Source organism: Senegalimassilia sp., assembly GCF_977052095.1.
This window is the reverse complement of the sequence record NZ_CDRSTZ010000005.1, coordinates 1-15,451: the sequence shown is the minus strand read 5'-3', so window position 1 is coordinate 15,451 and position 15,451 is coordinate 1. Positions and strand designations below refer to the sequence as shown.

General features: G+C 63.6%; 18 protein-coding genes. All 18 read left to right on the top strand.

The features are described 5' to 3' along the window. The first annotated feature begins 14 nt into the window (after positions 1–14). Positions 15–881: a translation elongation factor Ts gene (gene tsf / locus ACWI6D_RS01795; RefSeq protein WP_449133450.1), complete on the top strand. Its 867-nt coding sequence runs from the start codon at positions 15–17 to the stop codon at positions 879–881. 117 nt (positions 882–998) lie between these two features. Continuing rightward, the gene (murA, locus tag ACWI6D_RS01790) at positions 999–2,285 is read left to right on the top strand and encodes a UDP-N-acetylglucosamine 1-carboxyvinyltransferase (RefSeq protein WP_449133449.1); all 1,287 of its coding nucleotides are present in this window, start codon (positions 999–1,001) and stop codon (positions 2,283–2,285) included. Positions 2,286–2,299: 14 nt separating this feature from the next. Further along, positions 2,300–3,778 carry an LCP family protein gene (locus ACWI6D_RS01785; RefSeq protein ID WP_449133448.1) on the top strand — a complete coding sequence of 493 codons (1,479 nt, stop codon included), beginning with the start codon at positions 2,300–2,302 and terminating at the stop codon, positions 3,776–3,778. A gap of 71 nt (positions 3,779–3,849) precedes the next feature. Continuing rightward, positions 3,850–4,083, top strand: a complete 234-nt coding sequence (locus ACWI6D_RS01780) for a NifU family protein (RefSeq protein ID WP_129423211.1) — start codon at positions 3,850–3,852, stop codon at positions 4,081–4,083. 37 nt (positions 4,084–4,120) lie between these two features. Then, the gene (locus ACWI6D_RS01775; protein ID WP_201738620.1) at positions 4,121–4,417 is read left to right on the top strand and encodes a hypothetical protein; all 297 of its coding nucleotides are present in this window, start codon (positions 4,121–4,123) and stop codon (positions 4,415–4,417) included. A 30-nt stretch (positions 4,418–4,447) separates the two neighbouring features. Next, positions 4,448–4,663, top strand: a complete 216-nt coding sequence (locus ACWI6D_RS01770; protein ID WP_449133447.1) for a hypothetical protein — start codon at positions 4,448–4,450, stop codon at positions 4,661–4,663. Positions 4,664–4,712: 49 nt separating this feature from the next. Beyond that, positions 4,713–5,543, top strand: a complete 831-nt coding sequence (gene lgt / locus ACWI6D_RS01765; RefSeq protein WP_449133446.1) for a prolipoprotein diacylglyceryl transferase — start codon at positions 4,713–4,715, stop codon at positions 5,541–5,543. A gap of 148 nt (positions 5,544–5,691) precedes the next feature. Further along, entirely contained in the window at positions 5,692–6,072 is a 381-nt protein-coding gene (locus ACWI6D_RS01760) for a desulfoferrodoxin family protein (RefSeq protein ID WP_129423207.1), read from the top strand. A 133-nt stretch (positions 6,073–6,205) separates the two neighbouring features. Beyond that, the gene (gene pyk / locus ACWI6D_RS01755) at positions 6,206–7,675 is read left to right on the top strand and encodes a pyruvate kinase (protein ID WP_449133445.1); all 1,470 of its coding nucleotides are present in this window, start codon (positions 6,206–6,208) and stop codon (positions 7,673–7,675) included. Between the two features lie 64 nt (positions 7,676–7,739). Continuing rightward, entirely contained in the window at positions 7,740–8,642 is a 903-nt protein-coding gene (locus ACWI6D_RS01750) for a class II aldolase/adducin family protein (protein ID WP_449133444.1), read from the top strand. Positions 8,643–9,069: 427 nt separating this feature from the next. Next, positions 9,070–10,053, top strand: a complete 984-nt coding sequence (locus tag ACWI6D_RS01745; RefSeq protein WP_449133443.1) for a phosphate ABC transporter substrate-binding protein — start codon at positions 9,070–9,072, stop codon at positions 10,051–10,053. 24 nt (positions 10,054–10,077) lie between these two features. Next, positions 10,078–11,841, top strand: a complete 1,764-nt coding sequence (gene pstC / locus ACWI6D_RS01740; protein WP_449133442.1) for a phosphate ABC transporter permease subunit PstC — start codon at positions 10,078–10,080, stop codon at positions 11,839–11,841. Beyond that, complete coding sequence (locus tag ACWI6D_RS01735; RefSeq protein ID WP_449133441.1) at positions 11,826–12,650, top strand: phosphate ABC transporter ATP-binding protein; 825 nt, start codon at positions 11,826–11,828, stop codon at positions 12,648–12,650. Before pstC ends, ACWI6D_RS01735 begins: the two co-directional genes overlap by 16 nt. Before the next feature lie 283 nt (positions 12,651–12,933). Continuing rightward, the gene (gene rplB / locus ACWI6D_RS01730; protein ID WP_129423201.1) at positions 12,934–13,764 is read left to right on the top strand and encodes a 50S ribosomal protein L2; all 831 of its coding nucleotides are present in this window, start codon (positions 12,934–12,936) and stop codon (positions 13,762–13,764) included. A 22-nt stretch (positions 13,765–13,786) separates the two neighbouring features. Further along, entirely contained in the window at positions 13,787–14,059 is a 273-nt protein-coding gene (gene rpsS / locus ACWI6D_RS01725) for a 30S ribosomal protein S19 (protein ID WP_129423200.1), read from the top strand. Between the two features lie 13 nt (positions 14,060–14,072). Next, complete coding sequence (rplV, locus tag ACWI6D_RS01720) at positions 14,073–14,414, top strand: 50S ribosomal protein L22 (RefSeq protein WP_129423199.1); 342 nt, start codon at positions 14,073–14,075, stop codon at positions 14,412–14,414. A 5-nt stretch (positions 14,415–14,419) separates the two neighbouring features. Next, positions 14,420–15,133 carry a 30S ribosomal protein S3 gene (gene rpsC, locus ACWI6D_RS01715; RefSeq protein ID WP_129423198.1) on the top strand — a complete coding sequence of 238 codons (714 nt, stop codon included), beginning with the start codon at positions 14,420–14,422 and terminating at the stop codon, positions 15,131–15,133. Continuing rightward, a partial coding sequence (gene rplP, locus ACWI6D_RS01710; protein ID WP_449133440.1) for a 50S ribosomal protein L16 occupies positions 15,133–15,451 on the top strand: 319 nt, incomplete at its 3' end. The genes rpsC and rplP, both read left to right, overlap by 1 nt.

The following is a 15,451-nucleotide window of genomic DNA, read 5'->3' as shown; positions in this document are numbered from 1 at the left end:
TAGAAAGGATCAACGTGGCTGCTATTACCGCTTCCATGGTCAAGGAACTGCGCGAGATGACCGACGCTGGCATGATGGAGTGCAAGAAGGCTCTCGTCGAGGCTGACGGCGACATGGACAAGGCTGTCGACGTACTGCGCACCCGTGGCCTGGCCGCTGCCGCCAAGAAGGCCGGCCGTGCCACCAACGAGGGCACCGTCATGACCGTCGTGGCCGAGGACGCCAAGTCCGCTGCCGTGGTCGAGCTGAACTGCGAGACCGACTTCGTGGGCATGAACGAGAAGTTCAAGGCTTACGCCGAGAAGCTTGGCCGCGCTGCTCTGGCCGCTAACGCTGCCGACGTCGAGGCCCTGAAGGTCGCTTCCTACGAGGGCGAGTCCGTCGAGGACATCCTCACCGACGCCATCCACGTGCTCGGCGAGAACATCCAGCTGCCCCGCGCCACCACCGTGGCCGCCGGCGGCGTTGCCACCTACATCCATGGTGGCGGCAAGATCGGCGTTGTCGTGACGTTCGACGTCGAGGGCATCGACCCCGCTTCCGAGGGCTTCCAGACCTATGGCCGCGACGTTGCCATGCAGGTTGCCGCTGCTTCCCCGGTTGCCGCTACGCGCGAGTCCGTGCCGGCCGAGGTTGTCGAGCACGAGAAGGCCATCTACAAGGCCCAGGCTGCTGAGTCCGGCAAGCCCGAGAACATCCAGGAAAAGATGGCCACCGGCCGCCTGGAGAAGTTCTACAAGGAGAACTGCCTGACCGAGCAGGCCTTCGTCAAGAACCCCGACCAGACCGTGAACCAGTACACCGAGGAGGCTGCCAAGAACCTCGGCGGCTCCATCAAGGTGACCGGCTTCGTGCGCTGGGCTCTCGGCGAGACCGCGTAAAGCTGCAAGCTTTTCGGAACGCAGATACCGTTTGCTTTCATCGTGAAGGCCCGCCGCGTGCGGGCCTTCGCTTTATAATGGGCTTTCGCAATCATTTACGCACAAGGGGGACGTTCCATGGCTGAGAAAGAAATCATCGTTGTCGAAGGCAACAACGCCCTTGCTGGAGAAGTTCAGGTTTCCGGCGCGAAAAACTCGGCGCTGAAGCTTATTGCCGCGGCCATTTTGGGCCAGGGGAAATCCACGCTGCACAACGTGCCGTATATCAGCGACATCGTTGTCATGTCCGAAGTGCTCGAGTGCCTTGGCGCAACCGTTGAGCGCACCGATCACACCATGACCATCGACACCACGGCGGTGGAGTCGCGCGAAACGCCTTACGAGCTGGTGTCGAAGATGCGCGCCAGCATCAGCGTGCTCGGGCCGCTTATCGCGCGCTTCGGGCAGGCGTGCGTTGCCATGCCGGGCGGCTGCCAAATCGGTGCCCGCAAAATCGACATGCACCTGGTGGGCCTGGAAGCGCTTGGCGTGGAATTCAACATCGACCACGGCTACCTGAACGCCCATACGCCCAACGGCCTGCACGGGGCCGAGGTGTCGCTGGAGTTCCCCAGCGTTGGCGCCACGGAAAACTGCTTGATGGCTGCTATCACCGCACAGGGCCACACGCTCATCGAGAATGCGGCGCGCGAACCGGAAATCGTCGATTTGGCGAACATGCTCAACGCTATGGGCGGCAAGGTTACCGGTGCCGGCTCATCGATCATCGAAGTGGAAGGCGTGCCGCTTGAAAGCCTGCATCCCTGCGAGCACACCACGGTGGGCGACCGCATCGAGGCCGGAACGTTTCTGGCCGGCGGCGCGCTGACGGGCGGACCCGTCACGGTGCGCGGCATCGACCCGTCGTATCTGCACATGGCCATCATGAAGCTGCGCGCCATGGGGTGCACGGTGGAGACGGGCGATAATTGGGTGCGTTGCAGCCGCACGCAGCCGCTGCAGCCTACCGATATCCAAACGCTTCCGCACCCGGGTTTCCCCACCGACTTGCAGGCGCAGTTCATGCTGCTGTGTGCGCTTGCCCACGGCACGTCCATGGTTACGGAAAACGTGTTCGAGAACCGCTTCATGTTCGCAAGCGAGCTTGCGCGCATGGGTGCCGACATCACCATTGAGGACCATCATGCGCTCGTGCGCGGCGTCAGCGGCCTGCAGGGCACCGACGTGTCGTCCACCGACCTGCGCGCCGGCGCTGCGCTGGTGCTTGCCGGCATTGTTGCCGAAGGCGAAACGCGCGTGCACAACATCAAGCACATCGACCGCGGCTACGAGGACTACTGCGGCAAGCTTGAGCAGCTTGGCGCGAACGTCACGCGTCGTCGTTTGGGCGCCTCGCGCGAATAATCCCAGGTGGTGCCATGGTTAGGAAACGCAAGGACATCACGCAAATCAATTCGAAGCTCACGTCGCGGCGCATGCGCAGCGCTACGCTTGGCACGCATGTGCCCAAGGCGCGCCCGGCGCACATGAACGCCGACCAGGTGGGGTTTTCCAGCCCGCGGCGCCAAAAGCGCGCACAGCGCGGCTATGTGTCCAACGTCATGCCGGGCGCCACGGGTCCGCGCAGCGGCGGCGGGTACGCGGGGCGCCTGGAGTTTTCCCCCGGCCAGAAGCGCCGCACGTGGGGGCGCAGGGTAGGCGTTGCCGTAGCGGTGGTGGCGCTGCTTGCGGCCGTGGCTTACGGTGTGTGGTCGTTCACGCTTACGGGAAACCTCAACGACAAGCTGGCGTTGAAAAACTCCGACGCGGCCAGCGCGCTTGTTGCGGCGAAGTCGGGCGATCCGTTCTATACGCTTGTGGTGGCCGAGCTCGACACGCCCGGCATGCCCAATTCCGCCGACGGCCCCGATGCGCTTGCGCTTGTACGCACCGACGCGTCCGGCAAAAACGCCACCATCGTGTCCATTCCCTGCGACGTGCAGGTGTCGCTGAAAGACGGCAAGTACTACCCGTTGCGCGAAGCGTCCGTGCGCGAAAGTGACGCATCGCTGGTCAGTGCCGTGGCGAACTTCGCCGATGTCAGCATCGCGCACGTTGTCAGGATCGACGCCGCAGGCTTGACGCAGCTGGTCGATGTGCTTGGCGGCGTTGACGTGACGCTTCCCGAAGAAGTGGACGACCCGGCCGCCGGCAGCGTGTACCTGCCCGCCGGGCAGCAAACGCTTACGGGCGAAGGCGCTGTCACGCTGGCGCGCGCCACGAACTTCCAGCAGCCGCGTCAAACGCAGGCGGAAAACCAGCAGCTTTTGCTCACCGCGGTGGCGCAGCGTTTGGTGGCCAGCGGCAAGTCGGGCTTGGTCGGTCTGCTTGACCAGCTCAACGGCGCGTTCCAAACGGATATGAGCTCGAACGACGCTCTGTCGCTTGCCGAAAGCCTGAAAGGTCTCACGCCCGATGCCGTGCAATGCGGGCTGGTGCCCGGCTACGTCACGCAAAGCGACGGGCAGGACGTCTACGCTGTGTCGAATTCGTCGTGGTCTACCATGATGGACCGCGTCGATGCAGGTCAGGCGCCCGCTGAAGCGCAGCAGGCCGCCACCACCGATCCCGGCAGCTTCTCCATCACCGTGCGCAACGGCGGAGGCATCACGGGGGCGGCGGCGTCCATGCAGCAAACGCTCACGTCGAAGGGCTTCAACGTGACGGAAACGGGCAACACCGACGCGTCCGTGTACAACGAGACGCTGGTCATCTACAACGCCAGCGACACCGAGCCCGCCGCGCAGACGGTGCTCAACGCCATGGGCGTTGGCCGCTTGGTGCAAAACAGCGGGTCGTACACGTTCAACACCGATGTGCTGGTTATTCTCGGTAAGGATTGGAAGCCGGCAGCGTAGGCCCCAAGCGGGCGCCGCGCTGTGGTAGAATCGCGAAGAAGAACGCTAACCATACGATGAAGGAGATTCCCATGGTTGAGAAGAACGACGTTGCAGCAGTGCTCGAGCTCATCCGCCCCAGCCTGCAGGCCGACGGCGGCGACGTGAAGCTCGTCGACGTTGACGCCGAAGGCGTTGTGACCGTCGAGCTGCAGGGCGCTTGCAAGGGCTGCCCCATGTCCCAGATGACGCTGGCCAACGGCGTGGAGCGCATCCTGAAGGAGCGCGTGCCGGGCGTTACGCGCGTTGTGCCTGCAATGATGTAATCACGGGAAAAGCAGGCGGGGAAGAGGTAGTGCAATCATGAAATGTTGGGAGCTGCGTGGCTGCTATGATGACGAGGAAATGAACTCGCGTTGCCCGCACAATATCCCCGGCGAGCCTTGTCCTGCCGACTGCCACTTCGCCGCCTGCTTCCGTCCTACGCACGTTGTCTGCTCGGATTTCGCCAAGCTGCTGAATCCCGAGCGCGATTTCGACGCGGCGGCAAAAGAAATTTGCCGCTTCTGCGAGTTTTTCCTTGAGCGGGGCCCTGCCACGTCGCAGCGCACCGCAGGAGAGGCTGCGCGCCAGGGCAACCCGAACCGGTTTTTGCTCTAGCGCAAGCTACGTCAGGAAGAGGTGGCTTTCATGAAATCACATGCTTCTTGCCCGCGTTGCAAGGGCCACAATCTTGACCTGACGTCCTATGAAGCCGTGATGGTGCTTCGGCCCGACTTGGCGTTGTTCACCGTAACGTGCCCGCAATGCGGCTCGAAGGTGTCTTTGCTGCATCCTATTCCGCCGGCGCTTCGTGAAGAGGTGCGGTTTGCTGCCATCGAGGTGGGGGCAGGCGGTCTGAACTAAGGTATGCTTTATCTCCGTGCATCCAATCTGATGAAACGGAGAACCCCTCATGCTCAACAACATATATCAGATGCTCGACCCGGTGGCGTTTTCGCTCGGGCCCTTCAGCGTGCGCTGGTACGGCTTGGCGTACGTCATGGGCTTCGTCTGCGCGGCGCTGGTGCTGTGGCGCGTGGCGAAGCGTTGGCGCGTGCGCGTGGACACTGACAGCCTGCTCACCATCATGCTGTGCGTCATCATCGGCGTCATCATCGGCGGCCGACTTGGCTATGTGCTGGTATACGGCGACGGCTACTATTTCGCGCATCCCGCCGAGGTCTTGGCGTTCAGCCACGGCGGCATGAGCTTCCACGGCGGGCTTATCGGCGCGTTGCTGTCGGGCATCGTGGCGGCGCACGTCACGAAAATCCCGTACCTCACCCTAGCCGACATGGGCTGCATCGCCGCGCCTATCGGGCTGTTCTTCGGCCGTTGCGCGAACTTCGTGAACGGCGAGCTGTGGGGCGCGCCCACCGATGCGGCGTGGGGCGTGGTGTTCGGCGGCTCGGCGGGCATGATGCCGCGTCATCCTTCTCAGCTGTACGAAGCGCTGCTTGAGGGCGTGCTGCTGTTCATCGTGCTGTACGCGCTGTCCCGCAAATGCCCGCCGCGCCCGCAGGGCACGTTTCTGGGCGTGTTTTTGATCGGCTACGGCATCTGCCGCTTCCTTGTTGAATTCGTGCGCCAGCCCGATGCGCAAATCGGCTATTTGTGGGGCGGATGGCTGACCATGGGCCAGGTGCTCAGCGCTCCGCTGGTCATCGTGGGCGTTTGCGTGCTCATATATGCCGTTCGCGCAAAAAAGCCGCAACAGGGGCTTCCCGAAATGGTACACAATTAGTATCATATAGATATGCAACGAACCGATGGCGAAGATGTAACGAATTCGCAAAGGTTGCCGCACGTGCGGCACGGGCGGTTCGCAGCGTTTCTATACTAGTTGGCGAGGACGCCGTCGGGGCGCCTTCGCAGACCGAGAGGGGTTTTCCATGGACGTCAAATTCTTCAAGTGCATGCATTGCGGCAACGTTGTCGTGAAGGTGTTCGACCAGGGCGTGCCGGTTGTGTGCTGCGGCGAGAACATGGTCGAGCTGCACGCCAACGACACGGATGGCGCGCGCGAGAAGCATGTGCCGCAGGTCACCGTCGACGGCGCCACCGTCACCGTGAAGGTTGGCGAAGTTGCCCATCCCATGACCGAGCCGCACTTCATCACCATGATCGTGCTGGTCACGGAAAAGGGCTACCAGATTGCGCCGCTTACGCCCTCCGACGCTCCCGAGGCCACGTTCGCCGTTGCCGAAGGCGACAAGCCGGTGCGCGCCTACGAGTACTGCAACCTGCACGGCCTGTGGGTCGCTGAAATCTAGCAGCTGCGCGGGCGCTGCCCTTGCATGCAAAGCAATCGAAAACGAGCCTGTCGCCACATCGGCGGCAGGCTCGTTTTGCGGTATAGTCGATGCGCAGAAACGAAATGCCGCGAAAGCGCCAGGGGAGGGAACCATGGCAAAACGAACGAAGATCGTCTGCACGCTCGGGCCGGCCGTCGACGACGAGTCGAAGCTGCGCGCAATGATAGCGGCGGGCATGGACATCGCCCGCTTCAACTTCAGCCACGGAACGCACGAGGAGCACGCGCGCCGTATGGACCGTTTGCGCCGCGTGCGCGCCGAGATGGCCAGTCCGTGCGCTATCTTGCTTGACACGAAGGGCCCCGAGATTCGCACGGGCCTGCTTGCCGGGCACCAACCCGTGCAGCTTGCGGCGGGGCAGCGCTTCACGTTCACGGAAGCTGACGTGGAGGGCACAAGCAGCATCGTGTCGCAGAATTGTCCGGGGCTTGCCAGCGCGCTTGAGCCCGGTGCTTCCATCCTTGTGGACGACGGCATGATCGAGTTTTCAGTCGACGCCATCGAAGGCACCGACATCCACTGCACCGTGCGCAACGCAGGCACGCTTGGCGAGCGCAAGTCCATCAACATTCCGGGTACCTCCGTACCGCTGCCGGCCATGACCGAGCAGGACAAGCAGGACCTGCTGTTCGGTATCCAGCAACAGGTCGATTTCGTGGCGGCGTCGTTTATCCGCGACGCGGCGGGCGTGCGGGAGCTGCGCGCGTTTCTGGATGACAACGGCGGTACCGGCATCATGCTGCTGTCGAAGATCGAATGCTCCGAGGCCGTCGAGCACATCACAGAAATCATAAACGCTTCGGACGGCATCATGATTGCCCGCGGTGACCTGGGTGTGGAGGTGCCGCCGTACAAGGTGCCGCACATCCAGAAGGAAATCATCCGTCTTTGTAACCGCGAGTCGAAGCCGGTCATCACCGCCACGCAGATGCTGGAATCCATGATCGTGAACCCGCGTCCTACCCGCGCCGAAGTCGGCGACGTGGCCAACGCCATCTACGACGGCACGGACGCGGTCATGCTGTCGGGCGAGACGGCGGCGGGCAAATACCCCGTGCAGGCGGTGGAGATGATGGCGCGCGTGGCCGAGGCCAGCGAACCGTACCTGTTCGACGAGCGTATGCCCGATCGTTCGCGCGACCGCGCGCGCGTGGCGCTTGCCGTTGGCATCGCCGCGGTGCAAACGGCCGAAACCATCAACGCGTCGTGCATCGTGGCGCCTACGCTTTCGGGCCACACGTCGCGCTTGGTGTCGAACCTGCGTCCGCGCACGCCTATCTATGCCGTTACCACGTCCGAGCGCGTCATGCGCCAGCAGCAGATTCACTGGGGCGTCACGCCCATGCTCGGCGACGTGCAGGGCGACATGGCGCACGTTGTGGAAAACGCGCGCCGCGCTATCGTGGAAAACGGTTACGCGCATCCCGGAGACGTTGCGGTGGTCACGGCGGGTGATGTGGCCACCAGTCCCATGGTGTCGCATGCGCGCGAAGGCGCCGAAGGTGACGTTGCTGCAACGAACGTGATGTACGTGGTGCAGATTCGCCCCGAGGCGCGTTAGAGTATCGTTAGCTTGCCGGTGTGCTTTGCCTGCGGGCCGGCACAACACGTTGAAAGGTTTGAACATGGGATTTTTCGATAACGCTCAAGATATGCTGGGCCGTGGCGCCAGCGCTGCGCAGGGCGTGCTTGACAAGGGCGTTTCCGCTGCGAAAGGCGCGGTTTCGGGCGTGGCCGTCGAGCAGCAGCTTGTCATGAAGAACCTTGTGCGCCTGTGCGCCGATGGATGGGCCGCCGGTTGGCACCAGGGCTTCGACGGGGCCGCGACCGTGCGCTTGGACGACGCCGAAGTTGCTCCGTGCCGCCCGTTTTTCTACGACAACCCCTCAAGCTGGGTCAGCATGGGCGTACAGGACGTTCGCCTGGCCGGCGCGTTCATTGCCACCACGGGCTTGCGCACGTCCATGCGCAACGTGGCGCATGACCCGGCGCGCAACATCGGCATCGTCGAGATCAACGAGCAGGGCGACGCCTGGCGCATCGTGTGGGGCCTGAAGGATGGCGGCGTGCCCACGGCGGCGTTCCCGCAGCATTTCGCCGCGCACGCACAGCACCGCGTCGTGTACAGCTGCGTGCCCGCTAACGTGGCGGCCGCGCGCCTGCTGCTGCCGGGCGACGCTGCCGCGGTGACGAAGGCGCTGTGGAGTGCGCTTCCGCAGGCCATGGCAGTGGTTCCTAACGGCGTTGCGCTGCTTGACGCGCCTGCGTTGGCGGTCGGCGATGTGGCGGCGGCACTTGATGTGCGCAGCGCCGCTGTGCTGTCGGACGGCGGTGTGGTGGTTGCTGGCTTGACGTGCGATGATGCGTTCGCCACTGCGCAGGCGCTCGACAAGGCCGCGGGCGTCTATGTTGCGGCGCGCGCCGCGAACGCGGGCTCCGACCGCTTCGCCGGCGCCCCGTCGGCCGAGCAGCTCCTCGCGTGGGCGAAGGCGCACGGCGTCAACGTCGACGAAAGCCTGCTTGCGTAAGCGCGGCCTATCCGCATACTTGCGATTCTCAAGCGCCTGCGTCCTGCATCATTGCGGGACGCAGGCGCTTTTCGCTTTGTTCTCCGCACGCACTCCCATGCGTGCTACGTTCGTGCTGCGGGGCTTGCATGCAGCTGCTCTTTGCCATCGGGCGTTTTCTCCCTGTGCCCCTGGCCACCCAAAATGGGTCGTATTCCATTCCAAGGATAACTGACCGTTGACAACGTCTGGCGCCCTTCGTACCATCCCACTCATGTAAAGGTTGCGTAAAGCGGGAATTCTGCACCCGCTTTGTCGGCGATGACAGCGGCCTTCGTATCAGCGCGCAATCGCGCATTCATTCTGCACCCAGCATAACGAAATGGCGGCCGTACGGCTGCTGGCTTTCGTATGCCCTGGTGCCCGTCTTCCTTGGAAGGGGAAAGCAATGGCAAAACAAGCACTGAAGAAAAAGCCGCTTGCCCGCGGCATCCTGGCCGCAGTCATGGCGGCGGCGCTCGGCTGCGGCCTTCTGGCCGGCTGCTCGTCGAACAACGCTTCCACGCAGCCTGCCGACAACAAGTCCGCATCCACCGAGCAGGCCTCCGACGAGTTCCAGTCCAACATCATGTTCTGCGGCTCCACGTCGGCCTACCCGATCATCTCGTCGCTGGCCTCTTCGTTCACCGACCAGTACGAAACGTGGAACAAGGTTAACACCAGCTTCCCCGAGAAGAACATCTCCATCTACGTTGCCCCGGGCGGCTCGGGCGTTGGCGTCAGCGCGCTTGAGGAAGGCACGTGCGACTTCGGCATGGTTGCCCGCACGCTGAAGGACTCCGAGAAGGAAAAGCTTGGCGACTACAAGGAATACGAGATCGCCAAGGACGCGCTGACCGTTTCCGTCAACGCCGAGAACCCCATCGTCGGCACCGTTGACGATATGTCCACCGACACCATCCGCAAGATCTTCGCCGGCGAAATCACCACGTGGGACCAGGTCGACGCAAGCCTGCCCGCTGAGCAGATCCAGGTATACATCCGCGACCTGTCCGGTGGCGCTTACGAGGTGTTCCAGAAATCCGTCATGGGCGATTCGAAGGTCACCGACGCTGCCACGCAGTCCGCTTCCATGACCGAGCTGGCCACGAACATCGCGAACAACAAGTGGGCTATCGGCTATGCCGGCTTCGGCGCCTACAACAAGGCTAACGCCAACGGCACGAAGCTTGTGGCCATGAAGGTCGACGGCGTGGAGGCCACCGAGGCCAACATCGTTTCCGGCGACTACAGGATCCAGCGTCCCGTCATGTTCGTGGGCGTTGGCGAGCCCACCGACTCCGAGCAGGCCTTCATCGACTACATCTACTCCGATGCCGGCATCAAGGCCATCGAGTCGAACGGCTACATCCCGTCGTTCACCGCGAAATAGGTTTTGGCGCGCACAGCCATGCCTATGACGAAAACGGTCCGCGCCCGCAGGCGCTGCGCGGACCTTGTGCAGAATAGTTTGGTTGCGACGCTCGCGCTTGCGGGCGTCGCCGCGCTTGCGGCAGTGCTTGTCACCGTGGCGGTGCAAGGTTGGCCCATCGTCTCCGAGGTGGGCCTTTCGGCGTTCTTGCTCGGCAACAGCTGGATGCCCGTCGATTTCGGCACGGGCGCTAGCTTCGGCATCGCGAACTTCATTGCCGGCTCGGTGGCCGTTTCCGTGCTGGCGCTGGCATTGGCGCTGCTGGTGGCCATCGGGTGCGCGTTGTTCTTGTCGTGTGCGGCGGGGCCTGCGCTTCGTGCGGCGCTGTGCAGCGCCATCGACCTGCTTGCGGGCATCCCCTCGGTGGTGTACGGCTTCGTGGGCCTTGAAGTGGTTTCGAAGGCGTTCATTGAAGCGGGCCATCCGTCGGGCAACTGCGTGCTGGCCGCCGGCATCGTGCTTGCCGTCATGGTGCTGCCGTTCATGGTGTCGTCCATGACCGAGTCCATGCTGGCCGTGCGCCAGCGCTACCTTGCCGCATCGCTGAACCTGGGCGTGGGGAAGTGGTACGGCGTGTATGCCGTGGTGCTGCCCGTGTCGCTGCGGTTGCTGTGGCCGTCGGTCATGATGGCGTTCGCGCGTGCCATGGGCGAGACCATGGCCGTCATGATGGTGGTGGGCAACGCGAATCTGTTCCCCGAGCTGTTGGGCAAGGGCGAAACCATCGCGTCGCTTATCGCGCTTGAAATGGGCACGGCCGCAGCGGGCAGCACGCATATGCATGCCCTGTTCGCCGCCGGGTTCGTGCTGCTGGCCATCGTGCTTGCCGTCGATGCGGTAACGGCTTGGGCGCAACATCGACTTGCGCGCCGCGCTTCCCGCGGCGTGCGCGGCGGCCGCTGGGTGCTCGGGCGCGCCGGCGCGTGCCTTGCGCGCGTGTGGGCCTGGGCGGGCATGGCCGTAGTTGCCAGCTGCATCGTGTTTTTGTTCGCGTACGTGTTCAGCCAAGGAGCCGGCTGCATTTCGTGGGAGTTCATCACGCAAAGCCCGTCGGGCGCTATCTTGGGCACGGAAGGCGGCATATTCCCCGCCATTGCCGGAAGCGCCTGGTTTACGGCTACGGGGCTGGTCATTGCCGTGCCGTTGGCGCTGGCCCTTGCCGTCTACCGCGTGTTTTTGTGCCGCAAGCCTGCAGTGGAGCACGCCGTGGGGCGCGTCATATCCGTGGCGGCCGGCGCTCCGTCCATCGTCATGGGCCTGTTCGCCTACGCCGTGTTGGTGCGCGACGCCGGCCTTGGCCGCTGCGTGCTGGCCGGCGGCGTGGCGCTGGCGCTCATGATCATCCCGTTCATCGAGGTGCGCGTGGAAAAGGCCCTGCGCGAGGTGCCTGCCGAGCTGGTGACCTCGGCCTATGCGCTGGGATGCACGCGCTCGTACGTGGTGCGCACGCTGGTGCTGCCGTATTGCCGCGGCGAGGTGCTTGGCGCGGTGGTGCTGGGCGCCCTGTACGCCCTTGGCGCGGCGGCCCCGCTCATCTTCACGGGCGGCGTGGCGTTCGCCCCGGTTCCCACCGGCATCGATCAGCCCGCCATGTCGCTGCCGCTGCACCTGTACCTCATGCTTGCGCAGGGCACCACCATCCCGCAGGTGTACGCCACGGCGTTCGTGCTCATGGCGTTGGTGCTGGCTTGCAACCTGGCCGTTTCGGCATATGCCCAGATAAGGAGAAGGCGATGGATGAAATCGTAAGCGAAGGCGAAATCAGCGCCGCCTGCTCGAAGGTGGCCGACGAAGCCGTATCCGCGCAAGGTTCGCTGGCGCTTGAGGTTGCCGGCCTGCAGGCATGGTACGGCGACCGTCACGTGCTCAAAGACGTGTCGCTCACCGCGCGCACGGGGCGCATCCTGGCTATCATCGGACCGTCGGGCTGCGGAAAATCCACGCTGCTAGCGTGCCTGAACCGCTCCATCGAACTGGCCGAAGGCGCCCGATGGTCCGGTCAAGTGCGCCTTGCAGGTGTGCCTACGCAGGGCTGGACGGCCGACAAGGTGCGCGAACGTGTGGGGCTTGTCATGCAAAAGCCCACGCCGTTTCCGTTCTCGGTCGAGCGCAATATTATCTACGCGCTGCGCAATCGCGGCGTGCGCAAGCGCGCACAGCTTTCCGCTGCCGTCGGGCAGCAGCTGCGCGCGGTGGGTCTGTACGACGAGCTGGCTGGAGATGTGCGCCGCAGCGCGCTCGAGCTTTCGGGCGGCCAGCAGCAGCGCCTGTGCATCGCGCGTGCCCTGGCGGTCGAACCAAGCGTGCTGCTGCTCGACGAGCCGTGCAGCGCGCTTGATATCGCCAGTACGTCGGCGGTCGAGGACGTGCTGCGCCGCGTAGCGAAAACGTGCGCCATCGTCATTGTCACCCACAACCTTGCCCAAGCGCGCCGCATCGCCGACGACGTCATATGCATGAGCGGCGGGGAAGTGGCGTGGGAAGGCGCGGTCGACGAGTTGTTCGAGCGCCAGTACAACACCGTGCTGCGTCCGCTGTACGGATCCGACTTACTATAAAAGCATGCGTTCGCACCGTTGAAAAGCGCCCGCAACCTGGCTTGTGTGCAGGTTGTGGGCGCTTTCCGTTTCGCGAAGTTTTCCTTGAACGCCCCTCGAAACGCACGTATAATACCCAGTTGCGTCTGGTGACTTATGGATACACCCGGGCGCGTGGATTGACGGAGTCAGTGCGTCTGACCTCAAACGGGCGCCCTTAGGCAATCGCCGATCCACAGCATGTAGGAGGGTTTGCGGTGCATGGTGAGGCATGCGAGCGTGAACCCAGATGGAAAGGTTTGAAATGGGAGTCAAACAGTACAGGCCGACTAGCCCCGGTCGTCGCTTCCAGACGGTTTCGGACAAAGCCGAAATCACCTGCGACAAGCCGGAAAAGTCCCTGCTTGCGCCGCTGAACAAGAAGGCCGGTCGCAACAACCACGGTCACATCACCGTCCGTCATCAGGGCGGCGGCGTGAAGCGTCGTTACCGCATCATCGACTTCAAGCGCAACAAGGACGGCGTGCCTGCAAAGGTCGCTACCGTCGAGTACGACCCGAACCGCTCCGCTCGTATCGCTCTGCTGCACTACGTTGACGGCGAGAAGCGCTACATCCTTCACCCGAAGGGCCTGAAGGTCGGCGACATGGTCGTCAGCGGTTCCGACGTGGACATCAAGCCCGGCAACGCCATGCCGCTGGCAAGCATCCCCGTCGGTACGCTCATCCATGCTGTTGAGCTGCAGCCTGGCCGCGGCGCCGCTCTGGCCCGCTCCGCCGGCACCAGCATCCAGCTGATGGGCAAGGAAGGCAAGTACGCAATCCTGCGTATGCCGTCCTCCGAAATGCGTCGCGTGCTGCTCACCTGCCGTGCAACCATCGGCGAGGTTGGCAATGCCGAGCACTCCAACATCACGATCGGCAAGGCCGGCCGTAATCGTTGGCGTGGCATCCGCCCGACGGTTCGTGGTACGGTCATGAACCCGGTCGACCATCCCCATGGCGGTGGCGAAGGCAAGAACAAGACTTCTGGCCGTCACCCTGTCAGCCCGTGGGGCGTTCCGACCAAGGGTCATCGTACGCGCAACCCGAAGAAGGCCTCTAGCCGCCTGATCATTCGCCGTCGCAAGAAGTAGCGCTAAGCGTTAAGGAGTAATAGTGAGCAGAAGTTTGAAGAAGGGTCCTTTCGTTGAGCCTCGCCTTCTTGAGCGCATCGAGAAGATGAACGCGGCCGGCGAAAAGAACGTCATCAAGACCTGGTCCCGTGCAAGCACGATCTTCCCCGAAATGGTGGGCCACACCATCGCGGTGCACGACGGTCGCAAGCACGTGCCGGTGTACGTTACCGAGTCCATGGTCGGTCACAAGCTGGGCGAGTTCGCCCCCACGCGCACCTTCAAGGGTCACGCGGCCGACAAGAAGAAGAAATAAGAAGGGGTGAATCATGGAAGCTAAAGCAATCGCACGCACCGTGCGCATGTCGCCCCGTAAGGCACGCATCGTCGTCGACCTGATCCGCGGCAAGTCCGTTCCGGCCGCCCGTGAGATCCTGGCGTTCACCAACCGCGCCGCTGCCGAGGTCGTCGAGAAGACGCTGAACTCTGCCGTTGCCAACGCCGAGTACCAGCACCATGTGCGCCCGGAGACGCTCGTCGTGAAGACCGCTTTCGTTGACGAAGGCCCCACGCTCAAGCGCATCCGTCCCCGCGCTAAGGGTTCCGCTTCGCCGATTCGCAAGCGCACCTGCCACATCACCATCATCGTCGCTTCGCGAGAGGAGGCTTAAAGTCTATGGGTCAGAAGGTAAGCCCTACCGGGTTCCGCCTCGGTATCACCGAAGAGTGGCGCAGCCGTTGGTACGCCGACAAGGATTACGCCCAGAACCTGGCAAACGACTTGGCCATTAGGAAGTTCCTGGACAAGCAGCTGTCCCGTGCCGCCGTCTCCAAGATCGAGATCGAGCGCGCTGGCGACAAGATCAAGGTCATCGTGACCACCGCTCGCCCGGGTGTGGTGATCGGCAAGAAGGGCGCCGAGATCGACGCTCTGCGCAAGAAGCTTGAGAAGGTCGCCAACGGCCCCGTGAACATCGAGGTCGTCGAGGTGAAGCGCCCCGAGCTGGACGCCAACCTCATCGCCCAGTCCGTTGCTGAGCAGCTGGAAGGCCGCGTTGCTTTCCGTCGCGCTATGCGCAAGGCCGTCCAGTCCGCCCGCAAGTCCGGTGCCAAGGGCATCCGCATCCAGTGCGCCGGTCGTCTCGGCGGCGCTGAGATGAGCCGCCGCGAGTGGTACCGCGAAGGCCGCGTGCCGCTGCACACGCTGCGCGCAAAGGTGGACTACGGTTTCTGCACCGCCGCTACGCAGATGGGTTCCATCGGCGTGCAGGTGTGGGTCTACCACGGAGAGGTCATGCCCGGCCAGAAGGCTCCGCAGCCGGCGCTCGAGGGCAACTCCCGTCCGAACCGTTCCCGTCGCAACGACCGCAATGAGAGGGGGCGCAAGTAATGCTCGTACCTAAGCGTGTTAAGCACCGCAAGGTGCAGCGCGGCTCCATGAAGGGCCGTGCAAAGGGCGGTACCCGTCTGAACCACGGTTCCTGGGGCATCCAGGCGCTGGAGGCCCACTGGATCACCAACCGTCAGATCGAGGCCGCTCGTATCGCCATGACCCGTTGCATGAAGCGTGGCGGTAAGGTTTGGATCACCATCTTCCCGGACAAGCCGATCACCAAGAAGCCGGCTGAGACCCGCATGGGTTCCGGTAAGGGCAACCCCGAGGCCTGGGTCGCGGTCGTCAAGCCCGGTCGCATCATGTTCGAGATCG

Excerpts from the sequence above, each read along its gene's own strand:
- ACWI6D_RS01770 (WP_449133447.1), top strand. The coding sequence starts at position 4,448 with ATGAAATCACATGCTTCTTGCCCGCGTTGCAAGGGCCACAATCTTGAC.
- murA (WP_449133449.1), top strand. The coding sequence starts at position 999 with ATGGCTGAGAAAGAAATCATCGTTGTCGAAGGCAACAACGCCCTTGCT.
- rpsC (WP_129423198.1), top strand. The coding sequence starts at position 14,420 with ATGGGTCAGAAGGTAAGCCCTACCGGGTTCCGCCTCGGTATCACCGAA.
- ACWI6D_RS01735 (WP_449133441.1), top strand. The coding sequence starts at position 11,826 with ATGGATGAAATCGTAAGCGAAGGCGAAATCAGCGCCGCCTGCTCGAAG.
- pstC (WP_449133442.1), top strand. The coding sequence starts at position 10,078 with ATGACGAAAACGGTCCGCGCCCGCAGGCGCTGCGCGGACCTTGTGCAG.
- ACWI6D_RS01780 (WP_129423211.1), top strand. The coding sequence starts at position 3,850 with ATGGTTGAGAAGAACGACGTTGCAGCAGTGCTCGAGCTCATCCGCCCC.
- pyk (WP_449133445.1), top strand. The coding sequence starts at position 6,206 with ATGGCAAAACGAACGAAGATCGTCTGCACGCTCGGGCCGGCCGTCGAC.
- ACWI6D_RS01750 (WP_449133444.1), top strand. The coding sequence starts at position 7,740 with ATGGGATTTTTCGATAACGCTCAAGATATGCTGGGCCGTGGCGCCAGC.
- ACWI6D_RS01745 (WP_449133443.1), top strand. The coding sequence starts at position 9,070 with ATGGCAAAACAAGCACTGAAGAAAAAGCCGCTTGCCCGCGGCATCCTG.
- ACWI6D_RS01785 (WP_449133448.1), top strand. The coding sequence starts at position 2,300 with ATGGTTAGGAAACGCAAGGACATCACGCAAATCAATTCGAAGCTCACG.
- ACWI6D_RS01775 (WP_201738620.1), top strand. The coding sequence starts at position 4,121 with ATGAAATGTTGGGAGCTGCGTGGCTGCTATGATGACGAGGAAATGAAC.
- rplB (WP_129423201.1), top strand. The coding sequence starts at position 12,934 with ATGGGAGTCAAACAGTACAGGCCGACTAGCCCCGGTCGTCGCTTCCAG.
- lgt (WP_449133446.1), top strand. The coding sequence starts at position 4,713 with ATGCTCAACAACATATATCAGATGCTCGACCCGGTGGCGTTTTCGCTC.
- rplV (WP_129423199.1), top strand. The coding sequence starts at position 14,073 with ATGGAAGCTAAAGCAATCGCACGCACCGTGCGCATGTCGCCCCGTAAG.
- ACWI6D_RS01760 (WP_129423207.1), top strand. The coding sequence starts at position 5,692 with ATGGACGTCAAATTCTTCAAGTGCATGCATTGCGGCAACGTTGTCGTG.